We start from the raw sequence: 17,052 nt of genomic DNA on the forward strand, positions 1-17,052 counted from the left end.
GAATCAGGCAGAACCACAGGGCTGACATTCCCGGGGATCAGTCGTCAGCGTAGATGTCGACGTCCTTGGTTTCCTTGATGAACAAGGTGCCAATCACGACGGTCATGCCGGCAATGATGATCGGATACCACAAGCCGTTGTACATGTTGCCGGTCTGCGCCACGATGGCAAAGGCCGTGGTGGGCAGCAAGCCGCCAAACCAGCCATTGCCAATGTGGTACGGCAGGCTCATGGAGGTGTAGCGGATGCGCGTGGGGAACAGCTCCACCAGCATGGCCGCAATCGGGCCGTAGACCATGGTCACGAGCAGCACCAGGTAAGTCAGGATGGCAATCACCATGAACTTGTCCACCTTGGCCGGATCGGCCTTGGTCGGGTAACCGGCAGCCTTCAGGTCGTCAGCCACCAGCTTCTTGAACGCGGCGTCCTTTTTCCTGGCTTCATCCGCAGGAAGGCCCTTGGAGGAATAGCTGGGGATGACCGTCTCGCCAATCTTGATGGTGGCAGGTTCGCCAGCGGCGCCGGGTGCGTTCTCATAACTCACCGATGCGCCGGCGAGCACCTGCTTGGCGATGTCGCAGGAGCTGGTGAATTTCGCCGTGCCGGTCGGGTTGAACTGGAACGAACACTCGCTCGCGTCAGCCGTCACGACGACCTTGTTCTTTGCCTGTGCGGCAGCAAGATCAGGGTTGGCGGCTTTGGTCAGCGCGGTGAACACCGGGAAGTAGGTCAGCGCGGCCAGCAGGCAGCCGGCCATGATGATGGGCTTGCGGCCGATCTTGTCCGACAGCGAGCCGAACACGACGAAGAAGGGCGTGCCGATCAGCAGCGAAACAGCGACAAAAATATTGGCTGTGGCGCCGTCCACCTTGAGGGATTGTGTCAGGAAGAACAGCGCATAGAACTGGCCCGAATACCAGACCACCGCTTGACCAGCGGTCAGGCCGATCAGCGCCAGGATGACGATCTTCAGGTTTTTCCATTGACCGAAGGATTCGGACAAAGGTGCCTTGGAGGTCTTGCCTTCGGCCTTCATTTTGGTGAAGGCGGGCGACTCATTCATGCTCAGACGGATGTACACCGACACGCCCAGCAGCAGGATGGACACCAGGAAAGGAACGCGCCAGCCCCAGTCGGCAAAGGTCGCTTCGCCGAGCACGGTACGCGTGCCGAGAATCACCATCAGCGACAGGAACAGGCCCAGCGTGGCGGTGGTCTGGATCCACGAGGTATACGCACCGCGCTTGCCGTGGGGCGAGTGCTCTGCCACATACACGGCGGCACCACCGTATTCGCCACCGAGAGCCAGGCCCTGCAGCATGCGCAGCGCAATCAGGATCACGGGCGCCGCGACGCCGATGGTTGCGTAGTTGGGCAGCAGGCCGACGATGAAGGTCGACAGGCCCATGATCAGGATGGTGATCAGGAAGGTGTATTTGCGGCCGATCATGTCGCCGAGACGACCGAACACCAGTGCGCCGAACGGACGCACGATGAAACCGGCCGCAAACGCGAGCAGGGCAAAAATGAAGGCCGAGCCTTCATCGAGTCCGCTGAAGAACTGCTTGGCAATGATGGCTGCCAGCGAACCGTAGAGGTAAAAGTCATACCATTCGAAAACAGTGCCTAATGACGAGGCGAAGATGACTTTCTTCTCCTCGGCGCTCATCGGCCTGGGGGCGGCTGCAGTTGCCATGATCTTGTCTCCAAAAATAAAAGACCCTCGACATGAGGGCTTGCGCAATTATTTTTGGAGTGACTGACCCAGCTCTGACGTGAAACCAACAGGAGCTTGCGCCAAACTTATCGCCCCCTGACAAGTCAAGGGAAAACCCCCGGAGAAATTTTCGGCATGCGGAGAATGCCGGGCGGCAGGCTATTTCCGGCGCAGGGCACCCGTCGCAAGCTGACTGGCCGCGTCCCAGTCCGGGCCGTCAAACCAGGCGTCGCCGAGCAGAAAGGCGCGCAGCATGGGCAGCGCATCCAGACCCCAGAACAGCTTGCCGTCCACCGCCAGCGCGGGCACGCCAAACACACCCAGCGCGATGGCCTCGTCGCTGTGCGCCTTCAACTGCGCTTTCACGTCTGCGCCGTCGATGTCGCGTTGCGGCGCCAGCTGCGCCGTCAACAGCGCGAGCCGCTCCGGATCGGCCGCCTCCAGCCCGGCCTGCCACACATGACGAAACAGGGTCTCGCAGACATAACGGTTGGGCGTGCCGTGTGCATCGCAGGCCACGGCCAGGCGCAGCAGGCCCAGCGGGTTGAACGGATGACTGGCAGGCAGTTGCAGCTTGATGCCGTGCTGGTGGGCCAGCCACAACACCTGGCGGTAGGTCCACTCGCGCTTGCCGGGAATTTCTGCGGGGCCGGCCTGGCCGTGGTGTTTGAGCAGTCCGGCAAACAGCAGCGGCTTGTAGGTCACGCTGTAGCTGAGACCCTTCAGGGCCTCGGGCAGCTTCTCGAAAGCCAGCCAGGCGTAGGGCGAGATGAAGTCGAGGTAGAAGGTGATGTGTTTCATGGCACGCTCGCCGGGATGGATGTAGGGAGGACGGTGCCCGTCAGGCCTGCAGCGCGGCCATGCGCTGCTCGATCAGGGTCCAGACCGCCCGTTTGCCCGCATCCGTCGCCCCGCTCCAGCCGGCAATTTCGTCGCGGGTGCGAAAGCACCCCTCACACCAGCCGCGGACCGCGTCCATGCGGCATACCGAGATGCAGGGTGAAGGAAGGTTTTCGGTCTCGCCCCTTATTTCACGGGCGCGGGCAGCTACCAGAAAGATAGCGCGTTGCTGCGCGACCTGCTCCTGCACCGGGTCCACCGCCACGTCGGCCACAGGCGCGCCGGTGAGAGTGACGAGCTCCTGCGGGCTCAGTCTGAACACGCCATGCGGGTGGCCGGCCGCGGCCCAGACCTCTTCAAACCGGAACAGGCTCTGGTCGATCAGCGTAACGGGCGGTGTGGCATGCGCCAGCGGCGAGACACCACCGATGGAAAAACCGGTGCGGGTTTTGACAAACTCCGCATCCGCACGGCCCAGACGTTTGCCATCGGGGCAAACCAGGGCTTCGACCTTGCGCTCGTCGACCCGCTGGTCACCGGCCGTGATGACCAGCACCGCCGCGTCATCGGACTTGCGGCGAAAGATGATGCTTTTGGCGATCTGGCCCAGGGCGATGCCCAGGGCATCAGCCGCCTGCTGCGCGGTGCGTGCCGCGCCGTCCAGCATCACCGGCGAATGCGGGTGGCCCTTGGCCTGCAGCTCAGCGGCAACGCGCTGAACGCCTTCAGGCAAAGACACCAGCTCGGCACCACACATCAGCCGGCCCTCTTGTTCAGCAGCGCGGTGGCCGCACGCGAATTGGGTTTGCGCTCCAGGTAGTCGCTGATGAACTTGCCGGCATCAATCAGCTTGTCGAGGTCGATGCCGGTGTCTATGCCCATGCCCTGCAGCATGTAAACCACGTCCTCGGTGGCCACATTGCCGGTTGCACCCTTGGCATACGGGCAGCCGCCCAGGCCGGCCGACGAGGTGTCGTAGTTCCAGATGCCCATTTCGAGGCAGATCAGCGTGTTGCCCAGAGCCTGGCCATAGGTGTCGTGGAAATGGCCCGACACGTCGTCGATGGCGTAGTGTTTCAGCGCGGCTTCCATCGCGCGCTGAACCTTGAGCGGCGTGCCCACGCCAATCGTGTCGGCCACACCCATGTGCTGCACACCGATGCCTTTGAGCAAACGCGCGACCATCTCAACACGCTCCGGCGCCACTTCGCCCTCGTAAGGGCAGCCCACGGCGCAAGAGATGGCGCCACGCACACGAATGCCCTGCGACAGGGCGGCTTCTGTGACCGGGCGGAAGCGTTCAATACTTTCTTCAATCGAGCAATTGATGTTGCGCTGGCTGAAGGCTTCGCTGGCTGCGGCAAACACGACGATCTCATCCGGTTTGGACAACACGGCGGCCTCGAAACCCTTCATGTTGGGCGTCAGCACCGAATAACGCACGCCAGGCTTGCGCGTGATGCCGGCCATGACCTCGGCAGCGTCCGCCATCTGCGGCACCCACTTGGGGGACACAAAACTGGTGACTTCAATTTCAGTGAGGCCGGCGTCCTGCAGGCGGTGCACCAGCTCGATCTTGACGGCGGCAGGCACCTGCGCCTTTTCGTTCTGCAGGCCGTCGCGCGGACCGACATCGACGATTTTGACTTTGGAGGGGAGGTTCATAAATATGCTTTCACGAAATAGGGGCAGGGAGCCATGCGCGGTGGGTGACCGTGATCTCTCAAATCAAGCAGGGGCCCCTCGGGGGCCAGGGAGTTACGCGAAGCGAACGACCGTGGGGGCAACATCAGTATCCCTTTTTCGGGTCAACCACACCGGCAAGGCTGGAAATCGGATGCCCCGCCTGAAGCGCCGCGATCTTGCCCGCAATCTGCGCAATGCTTTCCTCGCGCAGGGTACGCGCCGAGGTGTGCGGCGTGACGGTGATGAGCGGGTGTTTCCAGAAGGGATGGGCGGCCGGCAGCGGTTCGGTGCGAAAGACATCCAGCGTCGCGCCGGCCAGATGGCCGCTGTCGAGCAGCGTGATCAGGTCCTCGTCCACCAGGTGCGTGCCGCGCGCCACATTGATGACGTAACCGCCGGGCCGCAGCCTGGACAGCGTTTGCCGGTTCATGATGCCCTGCGTGTCAGGGGTCAGCGGCAACAGGCACACCAGCACGCGTGTGCCCGACAGGAAATCATCCAGCCCGGCCTGCCCTGAAAAACACTGCACACCCGCTATCGTCTTGGCGGATCGGCTCCAGCCCAGTACCGGGTAGTCAAACTGCGCCAGCGCCCGGGCCACGCGTTCGCCGAGCACGCCCAGACCCATCACGCCGACCGGGAAGTCCTTGCGCAGCCGAGGTTTGCGGTAGGACCATGTGCCCTGCTTCACATCGGCCTCGTAGCCATCGAACTCGCGAAAATGCCTGATCACCGCATGGCATACATACTCGGCCATCTGCACCGACATGCCGGCATCGTCCAGCCGAACCACGGCCGCCTGTGGCGGCAGACGCAGCTTCATCAGCGCATCCACGCCCGCCCCGATATTGAACAGGGCCTTGAGCTGAGGCTGCTCGTCCAGAAACTGCGGCGGCGGCGCCCAGACCACCGCATAGTCCGCCGGCGCGGCGCCCGGCGCCCACTGTTCCACATTCGCATCCGGAAAAGCGGCGCGCAAGCCGGCCAGCCAGGGCTCGGCCTTGGTATCGGTACAACAAAAGGAAATTCTCATGGCCTGATTGTGCCGCGGTCGGGCGCGCGCCGCGCAGGGCCGCCAGCCCTTTGCCTGTCATTGCGGGCCTGACCCGCAATCCATGCCGGCACACTCATGTCAGTGGTCAATCAAGCATGGATCCCGAATCAGGTCCGGGATGACACCCCAGGGCAGCGACGACAACTCAGTGTGGAGCGTGGGGGGCATACGCTCCACCGCCGGGCCGCCCCAAGGTGGAGCAGCCCCCTCGGGGGGCAGGGAGCTACACGCAGTGAGCGAGCGTGGGGGCAAAACCCTATGCAACCATCTTCAGGAGTTCCGCCCCTTCGGTGACCTGGTCGCCGGGGGCGTACAGCACCTCCTGCACCACACCATCGGCCGGGGCGGCAATCGTGTGCTCCATCTTCATGGCTTCCATCACGGCCAGCGCCTGGCCCTTGCTGACTTTGTCACCGGCTTTCACCGCAAACGACACGACCTTGCCTGGCATGGGGGCGGTCAGGCGGCCGGCTTCGCCATGGGCCTCGCCGGCATGCGCGAGCTGGTCGATCACCGTGATCTGCGTGGCGCCCTGCCGGGCGAACACAAACACGGTTTCGCCGCGGCGATAGATGTGCGCGCCGAGCCGCTGCCCGCCAAATCGGATGTCCACCGCGCCGCCGCTGCCGGTGAACACCAGCACCTCGTCCACATCGCCGACGGCCAGGCGCAGTGCTCCGTCATGCAGATAAGTCAGTTCGGCTTTCGCCGGCTCGCCGTGAAACTCGAACTCAAAACGCCGCAGCGCCACCCCGTGCGAACGCCAGCCATCGCGCTTGCTGAATGGGTCGGCCGTCTCCTGCGCCTTTTCTTCCAGCAGGCTCAGGGCCACGGCAGCGGCCGCCGCCAGGGGCAGGCCGAGCTTTTCCTGCTTGAACAGCACGGCCTCCTCACGCGGGATCAGCGCGGTGTCCAGGTCGGCCTGGGCAAACGAGCGGCTTTGCACCACATGGCGCAAGAACTGCACATTGGTGCTCAGGCCCACGATATGCAATTGCGCCAGCGCTTCGTCCAGACGTGCCAGCGCCTGTTCGCGGTTGTCACCATGCACAATCAGCTTGGCGATCATCGAGTCGTAATACGGCGAGATCGCGTCGCCTTCGCGCACGCCGGCATCCACCCGCACCAGTCCGCGCTCGAACGAGACCGACGGCGGCAGGCCGTAGACATGCAGCGTGCCGGTAGCGGGCAGGAAGTTGTTGTCGGGACTTTCGGCGCAGATGCGCGCCTCGATCGCATGCCCGTGGATGCGCAGCTGGTCCTGCGCCAGCGGCAGCTTCTCACCCGAAGCCACGCGCAGCTGCCACTCCACCAGGTCCAGCCCGGTGATCGCTTCGGTCACCGGATGCTCCACCTGCAGGCGGGTGTTCATTTCCATGAAGAAGAAGTTCATCGTGCCGTCGGGGCGCTGCTCGACAATGAACTCCACCGTGCCGGCGCCGACGTAGTTGACTGCACGTGCCGCAGCTACGGCAGCCTCACCCATCTCGCGACGCATTGCTTCGGTCATGCCGGGCGCCGGTGCTTCTTCCAGCACTTTCTGGTGCCGGCGCTGCACCGAGCAGTCGCGTTCGAACAGGTACACATAGTTGCCGTGGGTGTCGCCAAACACCTGGATCTCGATGTGGCGCGGGCGCTGCGCGTATTTCTCCACCAGAACCGCGTCGTCGCCAAAACTGCTGATGGCTTCGCGCTTGCAGGACGCCAGCGCGGCCTCGAAGTCTTCCGACTTCTCGACCGCACGCATACCCTTGCCGCCGCCGCCGGCGCTGGCCTTGATCAGCACCGGGTAACCGATGCTGTCGGCTTCACGCTTGAGCAGCGCCGGGTCCTGGTCGCTGCCGTGGTAACCGGGCACCAGCGGCACGCCGGCTTTTTCCATCAGCTGTTTGGACTCGGCCTTCAGGCCCATGGCCTTGATGGCCGAGGCGGGCGGGCCGATGAAGACCAGGCCGGCGTCGCCGCAGGCCTGGGCAAACTCCTCGTTTTCGCTGAGGAAACCGTAACCCGGGTGAATCGCCTCGGCACCGGTGGCTTTCGCCGCAGCGATGATTTTTTCCCAGCGCAGATAACTGTCCTTGGGCGCGCTGCCGCCAATGTGGATGGCCTCGTCGCACACGCTCACATGTTTGGCGCCGGCATCCGCGTCGGAATACACGGCGACGGTCTGGATCGCCATGCGTCGCGCGGTGGCAGCAACCCTGCAGGCGATTTCACCGCGGTTGGCGATCAGTATTTTCTTAAACATGGTGGGCTCCCGCGGTGAAATCGCCTGCGCACGCTTCGCGTGCCATGCAATGTAGCTTCGCTGCTGCGCCGCCTTGCGGCTGGTCACCTCTATTCGCAATCAGTATTTTTTTAAACATGTCAGTCGTTCTTTGAAAAAGGAGATTTGAAGGTGAAGGCAGGAGGCGGCCCGGTATCGGGCTTGCCGCTGAAAATGCGGGCCACACGGGCAAACAGCTGCGTCAGGAAGCGCCAGCAAAGGCGGATCAGGCACACGCTGGCCACCAGCACGAGCAGCAGCACGACCACAAACACCAGCGGGTGCGCAATCGCCAGCCACAGGCCCAACGGCACCATGCCGTCTTCGAGCAGGGACGCGCCCACGTTGCTGAAGGGTTCGGGCGAGGTGTTGATGGCCGCGCGGGCCGTCGCCTTGGCAGCGTGGCTGGTGGCCGCCAGTGTGCCGCCCGCCAGCGCCGCGAGCAGCGCCATCAGCCCGCTGTCGGCGCCGAACACGCCGGCCGCCAAGGCCGCGCCCGCGGGGATGCGGATCATGGTGTGCACCACGTCCCACAGCGAATCCAGGCCCGGAATCTTGTCGGCTAAAAATTCGACGAACACCATGAAGCCGCTGGCGCCCAGCACCACCGGATGCGCCAGCAAATGCAGGCCGGGCGGCAGCGTGATCCAGCCCATGAAGCCGGCCAGGCCGGTCAGCAGCACCACCAGGTACAGCCGCACACCGCTGGCCCAGCCGAGCGCGCCGGCGAGAGCTATCAGCTGTGCGGTGTCCATAGTCATGCGGCCCCCACGCTCGGCACTGGCGTGTCCTCGCTGCCCCCCGCGGGGGCGCGAGCTTGCTTGGGGCGGCCCTGCGCGGCGATCATTGCATTCTCTTCACGATTGACCGGACAGCCAATTGGGTTTGCGTTTTTGCAGAAAGGACTGCACACCTTCGCGGCCTTCCGGGCTGACGCGGATGTCGGCAATGCCTTCCACCGTCATCTGCACCAGCGCCGGGGTGATGGCCTGCTCCGCCACGTCCTGCACCAGCTTTTTGCACAACCGCACCGCCTGCGGGCCGGCGTTGACCAGCGTTTTCACCAGCTCGGCCACCTTGGCGTCGAGCTCGTCAGCATTCACGACCTCATGCACAAACCCGATGCGCAGGGCCTCCGCGGCACTGAAACGTTCGGCGGTCAGGAAGTAGCGGTGCGACGCCCGCGCGCCCATGGCGCGAATCACATACGGGCTGATGGTCGCGGGAATCAGGCCCAGCTTCACTTCACTCAGGCAATAACCGGCCGTGTCCACCGACACGGCGATGTCGCAGGCCGCCACCAGGCCGGTGCCGCCCGCATACACGTCGCCCTGCACACGCGCGATGGTCGGTTTGGGGCAGGCATAGATCACGCGCAGCATCTCGGCCAGCGCACCGGCATCGGCGAGGTTTTCCTCGCGCGAATAGGTGGCCATGCGTTTCATCCAGTTCAGGTCGGCGCCGGCGCAAAACGCCGTGCCGTTGGCCGCCAGCACGATGCAGCGCACGTCGTCACGAAAACCGAGGTCCTGGAAACACGCGGTCATCTCGGCGATGACCTCGTCGTTGAACGCGTTGCGAACGTCGGGGCGATTGAGGGTGACGGTGGCCACGCCGCCGTCGCAGGCCAGTTGCAGATGTTCCATCATTTCTTCCTCAATACCTTTTGGCCACTTCTTCCAGCATCACTTCGGTGGCGCCGCCGCCGATGGCCAGCACGCGGGCGTCGCGCCACAGGCGCTCGATCGCGGTCTCGCGGATGAAACCCATGCCGCCGTGGAACTGCTGGCAGGTCTGCACCACCTCGTTGACCAGCTCCCCGGTCAGGGCTTTCAGCATGGAGACGTCCTGCACGATGTCGTGGCCCTGCGTGACGCGCCAGGCGCAGTGGTACATGAAGGCGCGTGCGGCACGCGTCTTCGCGTCCAGCATGGCCAGGCGCTGGCGGATCACCTGCTGGTCCCACAGCGGCCCGCCGAAGGCCTGGCGCTGGCGCACATAGTCGATCGTGAGCTTGAGCGCCTGCTGGCAATGGCCGACCGCCATCGCGCCCAGCGCAATGCGTTCGGTCTGGAAGTTCTTCATCACCGAATAAAAGCCCTTGCCCTCCTCGCCCAGCAGGTTCCAGGCGGGGATGCGCACGTTGTCGAAGATCAGCTCGGCGGTGTCCGACGACAGCCAGCCGGTTTTCTTCAGCGCGCGGCCGACGGTGAAGCCCGGCGTGCCTTTTTCGACGATGAACATCGAGATGTCGCGCTTGCCCGGGCCGGTCTTGGCCGCCACAAAGTACAGGTCGGCATGGACACCGTTGGTGATGAACATCTTGGTGCCGTTGATGACCCAGTCGTCGCCATCGCGCTTCGCCGTGGAACGTATGCCCGCTACGTCCGAGCCGGCGCCCGGCTCGGTGATGCCGACGGCGGTGATCAGCTCGCCGGCGATCACCTTCTTCATGTACTTTTCTTTTTGCGCCGGATTGCCGGCATGGTGCAAATGCGGGCTGGCCATGTCGGTGTGGACCAGCACGGTGATGATGAAGCCGGCAAAGGTGGACTGCGACAGCGCCTCGGCAAACACCAGGTTGGTCATCGCATCGCTGTCGGCACCGCCGTATTTTTCTTCGTACATCAGGCCGAACAGGCCGGCGGCGCCCATGCGTTTGAGGACGTCGCGCGGCACAAAGCCCTGCTCTTCCCAGGCGGCGGCGTGCGGCTCGACCTCCTTGGCGATAAAGCGGGCGATCTGGTCGCGCAGGGACTCGTACTCGGGCGTGTCGTAAATGGAGGCGTTGGACATTTTTCGTACCGGTGGCGTTACATGCGGAAAACGCCGAACTTCGGCTCGGGAATCGGTGCGTTCAGGCTGGCGCGCAGGCCCAGCGCCAGCACGCGGCGCGTGTCGGCCGGGTCGATCACGCCGTCGTCCCACAGGCGGGCACTGGAGTAATACGGATGCGACTGGTGCTCGAACTGGTCCAGCATCGGCTGCTTGAAGGCTTTTTCCTCCTCGGCGCTCCAGCTGCCGCCCTTGGCCTCGATCGCGTCGCGCCGCACGCTGGCCAGCACGGAAGAAGCCTGTTCGCCGCCCATGACGCAGATACGTGCGTTCGGCCACATCCACAAGAAGCGCGGGCTGTAGGCGCGGCCGCACATGCCGTAGTTGCCGGCGCCGAAGCTGCCGCCGATGATGATGGTGAACTTGGGCACCTGGGCGGTGGCCACGGCCATCACCATCTTGGCGCCGTGGCGCGCAATGCCTTCGGCTTCGTACTTGCGGCCGACCATGAAGCCGGTGATGTTCTGCAAAAACACCAGCGGGATCTTGCGCTGGCAACACAGCTCGATGAAGTGCGCGCCTTTTTGCGCCGACTCGCTGAACAGGATGCCGTTGTTGGCAATGATGCCGACCGGCATGCCTTCGATGTGGGCGAAGCCGGTGACCAGCGTGGCGCCGAAACGCGCCTTGAACTCATCGAACTCGCTGCCGTCCACGATGCGGGCGATGATCTCGCGCACGTCGTAAGGCTTGCGCGTGTCGGTGGGCACCACGCCGTAAACCTCGTCTGCTGCATATTCAGGAGCACGTGGCGCACGACTGGCAAGGACTTCAGGCACTTTTCTATTGAAATTTGCGTTCAGGTTGGCAACCGCAGCCCGCGCCAGCGCCAGCGCGTGCGCGTCGTTCTGCGCCAGGTAGTCGGCCACGCCCGACAGGCGGGTGTGCACGTCGCCGCCGCCCAGGTCTTCGGCGGTGACGATCTCGCCGGTGGCAGCTTTCACCAGCGGCGGGCCGCCCAGAAAAATGGTGCCCTGGTTCTTCACGATGATGGTTTCGTCGCTCATGGCCGGCACGTAGGCGCCGCCGGCCGTGCAACTGCCCATGACCACCGCGATCTGCGCAATGCCCTGCGCGCTCATGTTGGCCTGGTTGTAGAAGATGCGGCCGAAATGGTCGCGGTCGGGAAACACCTCGTCCTGGTTCGGCAAATTGGCACCGCCCGAGTCCACCAGGTAAATGCAGGGCAGGCGGTTTTGCTGCGCCACTTCCTGCGCGCGCAAATGTTTCTTGACCGTCATCGGGTAGTAGGTGCCGCCCTTCACCGTCGCGTCGTTGCAGACGATCATGCAGTCCACACCGTTGACGCGGCCTATGCCGGTGATCACGCCGGCGCAGGGCGCGCTGTCGCTGCCGTCGCGGTCGGGGTACATGGCCAGCGCCGCCAGCGGGGCCAGCTCGAGGAAGGGTGTGCCGGGGTCCAGCAGCATCTGCACCCGCTCGCGCGGCGGCAGCTTGCCGCGTGCCACGTGTTTGGCCCGGGCCGCTTCACCGCCGCCGGCAGCGGCCTTGGCCACCTGCAGCTTCAGGTCGTCCACCAGCGCGCGCATGGCGGCGGCATTGGCCTGAAAGTCGGCCGAGCGGGCGTTGAGTTTTGTCTCCAGAACAGGCATAGATTCCTCACAGCGGCGCCGGCGGCCGCGCATGGACCACACCTTAACGCCAATACCGCAGCTTAGGCGCAAATGCCGCCAGACGGCCGCCACACAGGTTGCAAATCGTGCCAGCTTGCGCCAAACTCGGCCCATGTCCGCCCGCCTCCCGACCGCTACCCCGGCCCAGCCGGCTGCCGCCACCCCCATGGCCTTTGCACGGGTGATGGCGGCGGCCTACGAACTTTACGGTCGTAGCCCCGCCAACGCCTTGAAGCTGGCACAGATCACGCCAGCCCGGCTGCAGCAGCTCGAGGCCCGCATCACCGCACGCCAGATGGAAGTGTTGTCCGGCACGGCCATGCAGGAGCTTGACGATGAAGCCCTGGGCGCCTTCTCGAGAAAACTGCCCTGGGGCAGCTACGGCATGCTGGCCCGGGCCTCGCTCAGCGCGCCCGATCTCGGCGTGGCCCTCAAACGCTGGTGCCGCCACCACGCCCTGCTGGCGGGCGACATTGCCCTCAAGCTGGTCGTCACCGGCGACAGCGCCGCCATCACGATTGAAGAGCGCACCGACCTGGCCCGGCATGGCCAAGGCGCGCGCGAGTTCTGCCTGGTGCACGTGCTCCGCAACATCCACGGCCTGGCCTGCTGGTACATCGACTCCCGCATTCCGCTGCAGGGTGCGCGCTTCCCGTTTGCCGCACCGCCGCATGCCGACGCCTACGGGCTGATGTTTCCCGGCCCGATACGTTTTGATGCTGCGCAGGCCGAGATCCGCTTCGATGCGCGTTACCTCGCCCTGCCCCTGCGCCGCGACGAAAAAGCCCTGCAGCACATGCTGCAGCGCGCCCTGCCGCTGACGGTGCTGCAATACCGCCGCGACCGGCTGCTGGTGCAGCAGGTACGGCAGGTGCTGACCGCCCACCCGGACCAGGCGCACAACGCCGACGGCGTGGCGGCGCTGCTGAACATCTCGGCGCGCACGCTGCACCGGCAATTGAAGGAAGAAGGCGCGAACCTGCAGCAGCTGAAAGACGAGGTGCGCTGCGAGCGCGCAAAAGACCTGCTGTACCGCAGCGACAAACCGGTCAAGCAGGTGGCGGCAGCGGTGGGTTTTTTGAACGAGAAGAGTTTTACGCGGGCGTTTCGCGCATGGACGGGCACGAGTCCGGGGGAGTTTCGCAAGGGCTTTCCGGGGTGAGCAGCGTGCCGTCCAACGGCGCAGGCAACCCGACGGTTTAAGGCCTGGCTCAGGGCCTGTAAACGCCATTTACCCAAACAGGGGTAAAATACCCCAGTTGCTGCAATTTAGCTTCCTTTGCAGTAAATCCAGTCTGACACGGTCTGCGGCACTTCATACCTGCCCCTCCGCACCTTTTGGCCGATAGTTCCGGCCCTCCCGGTCGTCAAACTCCCCCAGCGGCGAGCTTCACCCCGGTCTCTTTTCCTCCCTTTGACCGAATTTTTGACCTGAATCAGTTACCGGATTGATCTTCGGTTATTGGCGCTCAGTCCTACAGAACGCTGCCCTCGGGCATGCGATTATTTCGTTGACCGGTTTTCTAACCAGAACCGTCATACCCGCTTCGCTCATTTGATTCAAACGTGCAAGCTTTTTTGAAAGGTCCCAAAATGGGCAAGAAACTTTACGTCGGCAACCTCTCCTACTCGGTGAACGACGACTCCCTGCAACAACACTTCTCTGAATTTGGCGCGATCACTTCCGCCAAAGTCATGATGGACCGCGACAGCGGCCGTTCCAAAGGCTTCGGCTTTGTGGAAATGTCCAGCGACGCAGAAGCCCAGGCAGCCATCAGCGGCATGAACGGCAAGTCCGTTGATGGCCGTGACATGGTGGTCAATGAGGCCCGTCCGATGGAGCCACGTACCGGCGGCTTCGGCGGCGGCGGTGGCGGTCGTCGTGAAGGCGGCGGCGGCGGTGGCGGCGGCTACGGTGGTGGCGGCGGCGGCGGTTACGGCGGCGGTGGCGGCGGCCGCGGCGGCTACTAAGCTCTGCTTCTCCAATGAAAAAAACCGGCTCCAGGGCCGGTTTTTTTTCGCCTGTACCTGGCGCCGGATCAGCCCGCTAGTGCTGCAACCTGGAAGTATCGGAACAAGATGAAAGTGATGGATTCGTGCCCAGGGCAAGGCGCAAGCCGCAGTGAAGGCTGTGCGCCTTCGCAAGGGTTGCAACGCCGCCATGGGTGCGAAGACGCGCTTTCATGTTTCGATATTTTCGGGTTGGAGTACCAGACCCTTGTTCGGGTTGAGCAGGTACTTGGTGCCGGTGGCGCGCTGGCCGTACACCGCAATTTCTGCGGGTTGCAGCGCCTCGGTCAGCGAGATCTCTTTCGAATAGCTGCTGGCAAACGTGGTTTTCAGCTCGTCGGCCACCCGCTGGCGCAGGGCTTGCGCAGCCACCGGGCCGATGCGCTGCAGGAAGGGAAACAGCAGCCAGCCGCCCATGCCCCAGGCCATGCCGAAGTTGCGGTTGAACTCGGTGGGGCCGGTGTCCAGGCCGCCGTAGACGTAAACCTGCTTGTGGGTGGTGGAGCCGTAGCGGCTGTACTCCTTGGCCGTGCGGTTCAGCGCCGCCTCCATGCAGCCGAGAATCTGCCCCGCCAGCTTGCCGCCGCCGGTCGCGTCGAAGGCCAGGGTGGCGCCGGTGGCCACCAGCGCCTGGGTCAGGTCCTCGATAAAGGTGGGCGACGAGGCGTCACATACATGCACGGCGCCCTGCGACTTCAGCAGCGCCGCCTGCTCCGGCTTGCGCACGATGTTCACCAAGCCGATGCCGTCTTTCAGGCAGATCCGGTTGAGCATCTGCCCCAGGTTGGACGCCGCGGCGGTGTGCACCAGAGCCGTGTGGCCCTCGCGGCGCATGGTCTCCACCATGCCCAGCGCCGTCAGCGGGTTCACAAAACAGGAAGCACCCTCGGCCGGCGTGGTGCCTTCGGGCAGCGGCAGGCATTGCTCGGCCTTGACGCAGCGGTATTGCGCATACATCGCGCCGCCCAGCGTGGCCACCGTTTTGCCCAGCAGCGCCTGCGCGGCTGGCGCACTGCCGGCCGCCACCACCACGCCCGCGCCTTCGTTGCCCACGGGCAGCGCCTGGCCCAGTCGGCCGGCCATGGCTTTCATGGCCGCCGGGGGAATCTGCATCGTGACCACCGGGTGCGTGGCAGAGCCGCCCAGCGTGGCCGTGCGGATATCGCCCGCGCCGAACAGCAGGCCGATGTCCGACGGGTTGATGGGTGTGGCTTCGATGCGCACCACCACTTCATCGGCGGCAGGGGTGGGCGTGGGCACGCTGACCAGCGAGATCTCCAGCAGACCCTCGGGTTTGACGAGGGATTGCAGTTGCAGGCCGGTGGGGGTGGGGGGTGTTGTTTTCGTCGTCATGGTTATCTCCGTTGATTCATATCCAAATACATCTCTATCTTTATCAGCTGCCGGCAAACACGTCCTGGTAAAGCGCCCGCAGATCCCGCTTCAGCAGCTTGCCGCTGGGGTTTTTCGGCAGCGCCTCGGTGAACACAATCGCCTTGGGCGCCTTGAAGTTGGCAATGTGCTCGCTGCAGTGCACCAGCACCTGCTGCTCGGTCAGCGTCTGGCCGGCCTTGACCACAATCACCGCCACCACGGCCTCCACCCACTTGGGGTGCGGCACGCCGACCACCGCCACTTCCGACACGGCGCCCAGGCGGTAAATCATTTCTTCCACCTCGCGGCTGGCCACGTTTTCGCCGCCGGTCTTGATCATGTCCTTCTTGCGGTCCACCACGGTGATGAAGCCTTCGTCGTCGATGGTGGCCAGGTCGCCGGAATGGAACCAGCCGCCCTGGAAGGCGGCCTTTGTTTTCTCTTCGTCGCGAAAGTAGCCCAGCATCAGGTGCGGCGAGCGGTGCACGATTTCGCCGACCTCGCCGCTTGCTACGTCGTTCATGGCGTCGTCCACCACGCGCGTTTCCACATTGAGCACGGCGCGCCCGCAGGAGCCGGGCTTGCGCAGCTGGTCGTTGGGGCCCAGCATGGTCGCCAGCGGGGCAATCTCGGTCTGGCCGTAGAGGTTCCAGAAGCCGACGTCGGGCAGGCGCCGCGCCAGCTCGCGCAGCACCTCCACCGGCATGATGGACGCGCCGTAATAACCCTTGCGCAGGGTGGACAGGTCGGTGCCATCGAACAGCGGCGAACGCAGCAGCGCGATCCACACCGTGGGCGGTGCAAAGAAGGAGGTGATGTGGTGCTGCGCCATCAGCGGAAGCAGGTTGTCCGGTGTCGGCTTGGCGGTGATGATGCTGGTGGCCCCCACATAAATGGCCGGGCCAAAAAACACGTCGAGCTGCGCGCAGTGGTACAGCGGCAGCGCGTGCAGCATCACGTCGCCATGTGCAATGCTGGCGTCCACCGCGCAGCTGGCGTATTGCGAGATCACCGCGTCGTGCGTCAGCATCGCACCCTTGGGCATGGACTCGGTGCCGCTGGTGTAGACGATCTGCGCCAGGTCGGTGCTGCCCAGCGCCACCTCGGGCGGCATGCCCCGGTTGGCGGCCAGGTCGTCGAACGAAACCATGCCCGCCACCGGCTGCGTGGCGTCTTCCGACGGCAGCCAGACAAACTGCGTGACGGCCGTGTCCAGCGCCGCGGCGCTGCGGGCCAGCTCGGCCAGCCCCGAGTCGGTGGCCAGCATCTGCGCCTCGGCATGGCGCAGGATGAAGGCCACCTCTTCAGCCTTGAGCATGAAGTTGATGGGCACCAGCACCGCGCCCAGCCGCGCCAGCGCAAACCGCATGGCCGCAAACCCGTGCGAGTTGCGCGCCAGCACCGCCACCCGGCTCGCGTGGCCCACACCCAGGCCAGCGAGCCCGGCCGCCACGCGGTCGACCACCGCATCAAACTCGGCAAAGGTCCAGCGCGTGTCGCCGCAGATCAGGCCGGTCTTGCCCGGGTAACGTTTGGCGGTGCGGTGCAGCAGGTCGGCAATCGTCTGCCGGCGGATGGCGGGATTCATGGGGTCTCCTTTTTTATTTGGTCCAGGCCCAAGTATCCGTCCATACAG

General features: G+C 64.5%; 14 protein-coding genes. 2 read left to right on the forward strand and 12 right to left on the reverse strand.

Annotated elements, in window-relative coordinates:
- Positions 1-37: 37 nt before the first annotated feature.
- The 10 genes from B7X65_RS11285 to B7X65_RS11330 form a co-directional block, all read right to left on the reverse strand.
- Positions 38-1,696: an MFS transporter gene (locus B7X65_RS11285; protein WP_293594391.1), complete on the reverse strand. Its 1,659-nt coding sequence runs from the start codon at positions 1,694-1,696 to the stop codon at positions 38-40.
- A 180-nt stretch (positions 1,697-1,876) separates the two neighbouring features.
- On the reverse strand, positions 1,877-2,518 hold the full coding sequence (locus B7X65_RS11290; protein WP_293594392.1) for a 2-hydroxychromene-2-carboxylate isomerase: 642 nt from the start codon (positions 2,516-2,518) through the stop codon (positions 1,877-1,879).
- Positions 2,519-2,558: 40 nt separating this feature from the next.
- Positions 2,559-3,296 (reverse strand): YbaK/EbsC family protein, encoded by a 738-nt coding sequence (locus tag B7X65_RS11295; RefSeq protein ID WP_293594393.1) that lies wholly within the window; start codon positions 3,294-3,296, stop codon positions 2,559-2,561.
- A gap of 17 nt (positions 3,297-3,313) precedes the next feature.
- A complete protein-coding gene (locus tag B7X65_RS11300; protein WP_293594394.1) occupies positions 3,314-4,222 on the reverse strand; it encodes a hydroxymethylglutaryl-CoA lyase in 909 nt (302 codons plus the stop codon).
- A 124-nt stretch (positions 4,223-4,346) separates the two neighbouring features.
- Entirely contained in the window at positions 4,347-5,276 is a 930-nt protein-coding gene (locus tag B7X65_RS11305) for a glyoxylate/hydroxypyruvate reductase A (RefSeq protein WP_293594395.1), read from the reverse strand.
- A 277-nt stretch (positions 5,277-5,553) separates the two neighbouring features.
- On the reverse strand, positions 5,554-7,545 hold the full coding sequence (locus B7X65_RS11310) for an acetyl/propionyl/methylcrotonyl-CoA carboxylase subunit alpha (RefSeq protein WP_293594396.1): 1,992 nt from the start codon (positions 7,543-7,545) through the stop codon (positions 5,554-5,556).
- Between the two features lie 119 nt (positions 7,546-7,664).
- Positions 7,665-8,324 (reverse strand): DUF4126 domain-containing protein, encoded by a 660-nt coding sequence (locus tag B7X65_RS11315; protein WP_293594397.1) that lies wholly within the window; start codon positions 8,322-8,324, stop codon positions 7,665-7,667.
- A gap of 96 nt (positions 8,325-8,420) precedes the next feature.
- On the reverse strand, positions 8,421-9,209 hold the full coding sequence (locus B7X65_RS11320; protein ID WP_293594398.1) for an enoyl-CoA hydratase/isomerase family protein: 789 nt from the start codon (positions 9,207-9,209) through the stop codon (positions 8,421-8,423).
- Positions 9,210-9,219: 10 nt separating this feature from the next.
- Positions 9,220-10,359 carry an acyl-CoA dehydrogenase family protein gene (locus tag B7X65_RS11325; protein ID WP_293594399.1) on the reverse strand — a complete coding sequence of 380 codons (1,140 nt, stop codon included), beginning with the start codon at positions 10,357-10,359 and terminating at the stop codon, positions 9,220-9,222.
- A 17-nt stretch (positions 10,360-10,376) separates the two neighbouring features.
- Positions 10,377-12,011 carry a carboxyl transferase domain-containing protein gene (locus B7X65_RS11330; RefSeq protein WP_293594400.1) on the reverse strand — a complete coding sequence of 545 codons (1,635 nt, stop codon included), beginning with the start codon at positions 12,009-12,011 and terminating at the stop codon, positions 10,377-10,379.
- Between the two features lie 133 nt (positions 12,012-12,144).
- Between B7X65_RS11330 and B7X65_RS11335 the strand changes: the two genes are divergently transcribed.
- Both B7X65_RS11335 and B7X65_RS11340 read left to right on the forward strand, forming a co-directional pair.
- On the forward strand, positions 12,145-13,194 hold the full coding sequence (locus B7X65_RS11335; protein WP_293594401.1) for an AraC family transcriptional regulator: 1,050 nt from the start codon (positions 12,145-12,147) through the stop codon (positions 13,192-13,194).
- A gap of 431 nt (positions 13,195-13,625) precedes the next feature.
- Complete coding sequence (locus tag B7X65_RS11340; protein ID WP_293594402.1) at positions 13,626-14,003, forward strand: RNA-binding protein; 378 nt, start codon at positions 13,626-13,628, stop codon at positions 14,001-14,003.
- 210 nt (positions 14,004-14,213) lie between these two features.
- Here the strand turns inward: B7X65_RS11340 and B7X65_RS11345 are convergent, their stop codons facing one another.
- Together B7X65_RS11345 and B7X65_RS11350 are read right to left on the reverse strand one after the other, a co-directional pair.
- Positions 14,214-15,395 carry a zinc-binding dehydrogenase gene (locus tag B7X65_RS11345; RefSeq protein WP_293594403.1) on the reverse strand — a complete coding sequence of 394 codons (1,182 nt, stop codon included), beginning with the start codon at positions 15,393-15,395 and terminating at the stop codon, positions 14,214-14,216.
- Positions 15,396-15,438: 43 nt separating this feature from the next.
- Positions 15,439-17,004, reverse strand: a complete 1,566-nt coding sequence (locus B7X65_RS11350; RefSeq protein WP_293594404.1) for an acyl-CoA synthetase — start codon at positions 17,002-17,004, stop codon at positions 15,439-15,441.
- Between the last annotated feature and the right edge of the window lie 48 nt (positions 17,005-17,052).

It is taken from the genome of Polaromonas sp. 39-63-25, from assembly GCF_002278925.1.
Classification (GTDB): Bacteria; Pseudomonadota; Gammaproteobacteria; order Burkholderiales; family Burkholderiaceae_C; genus Polaromonas.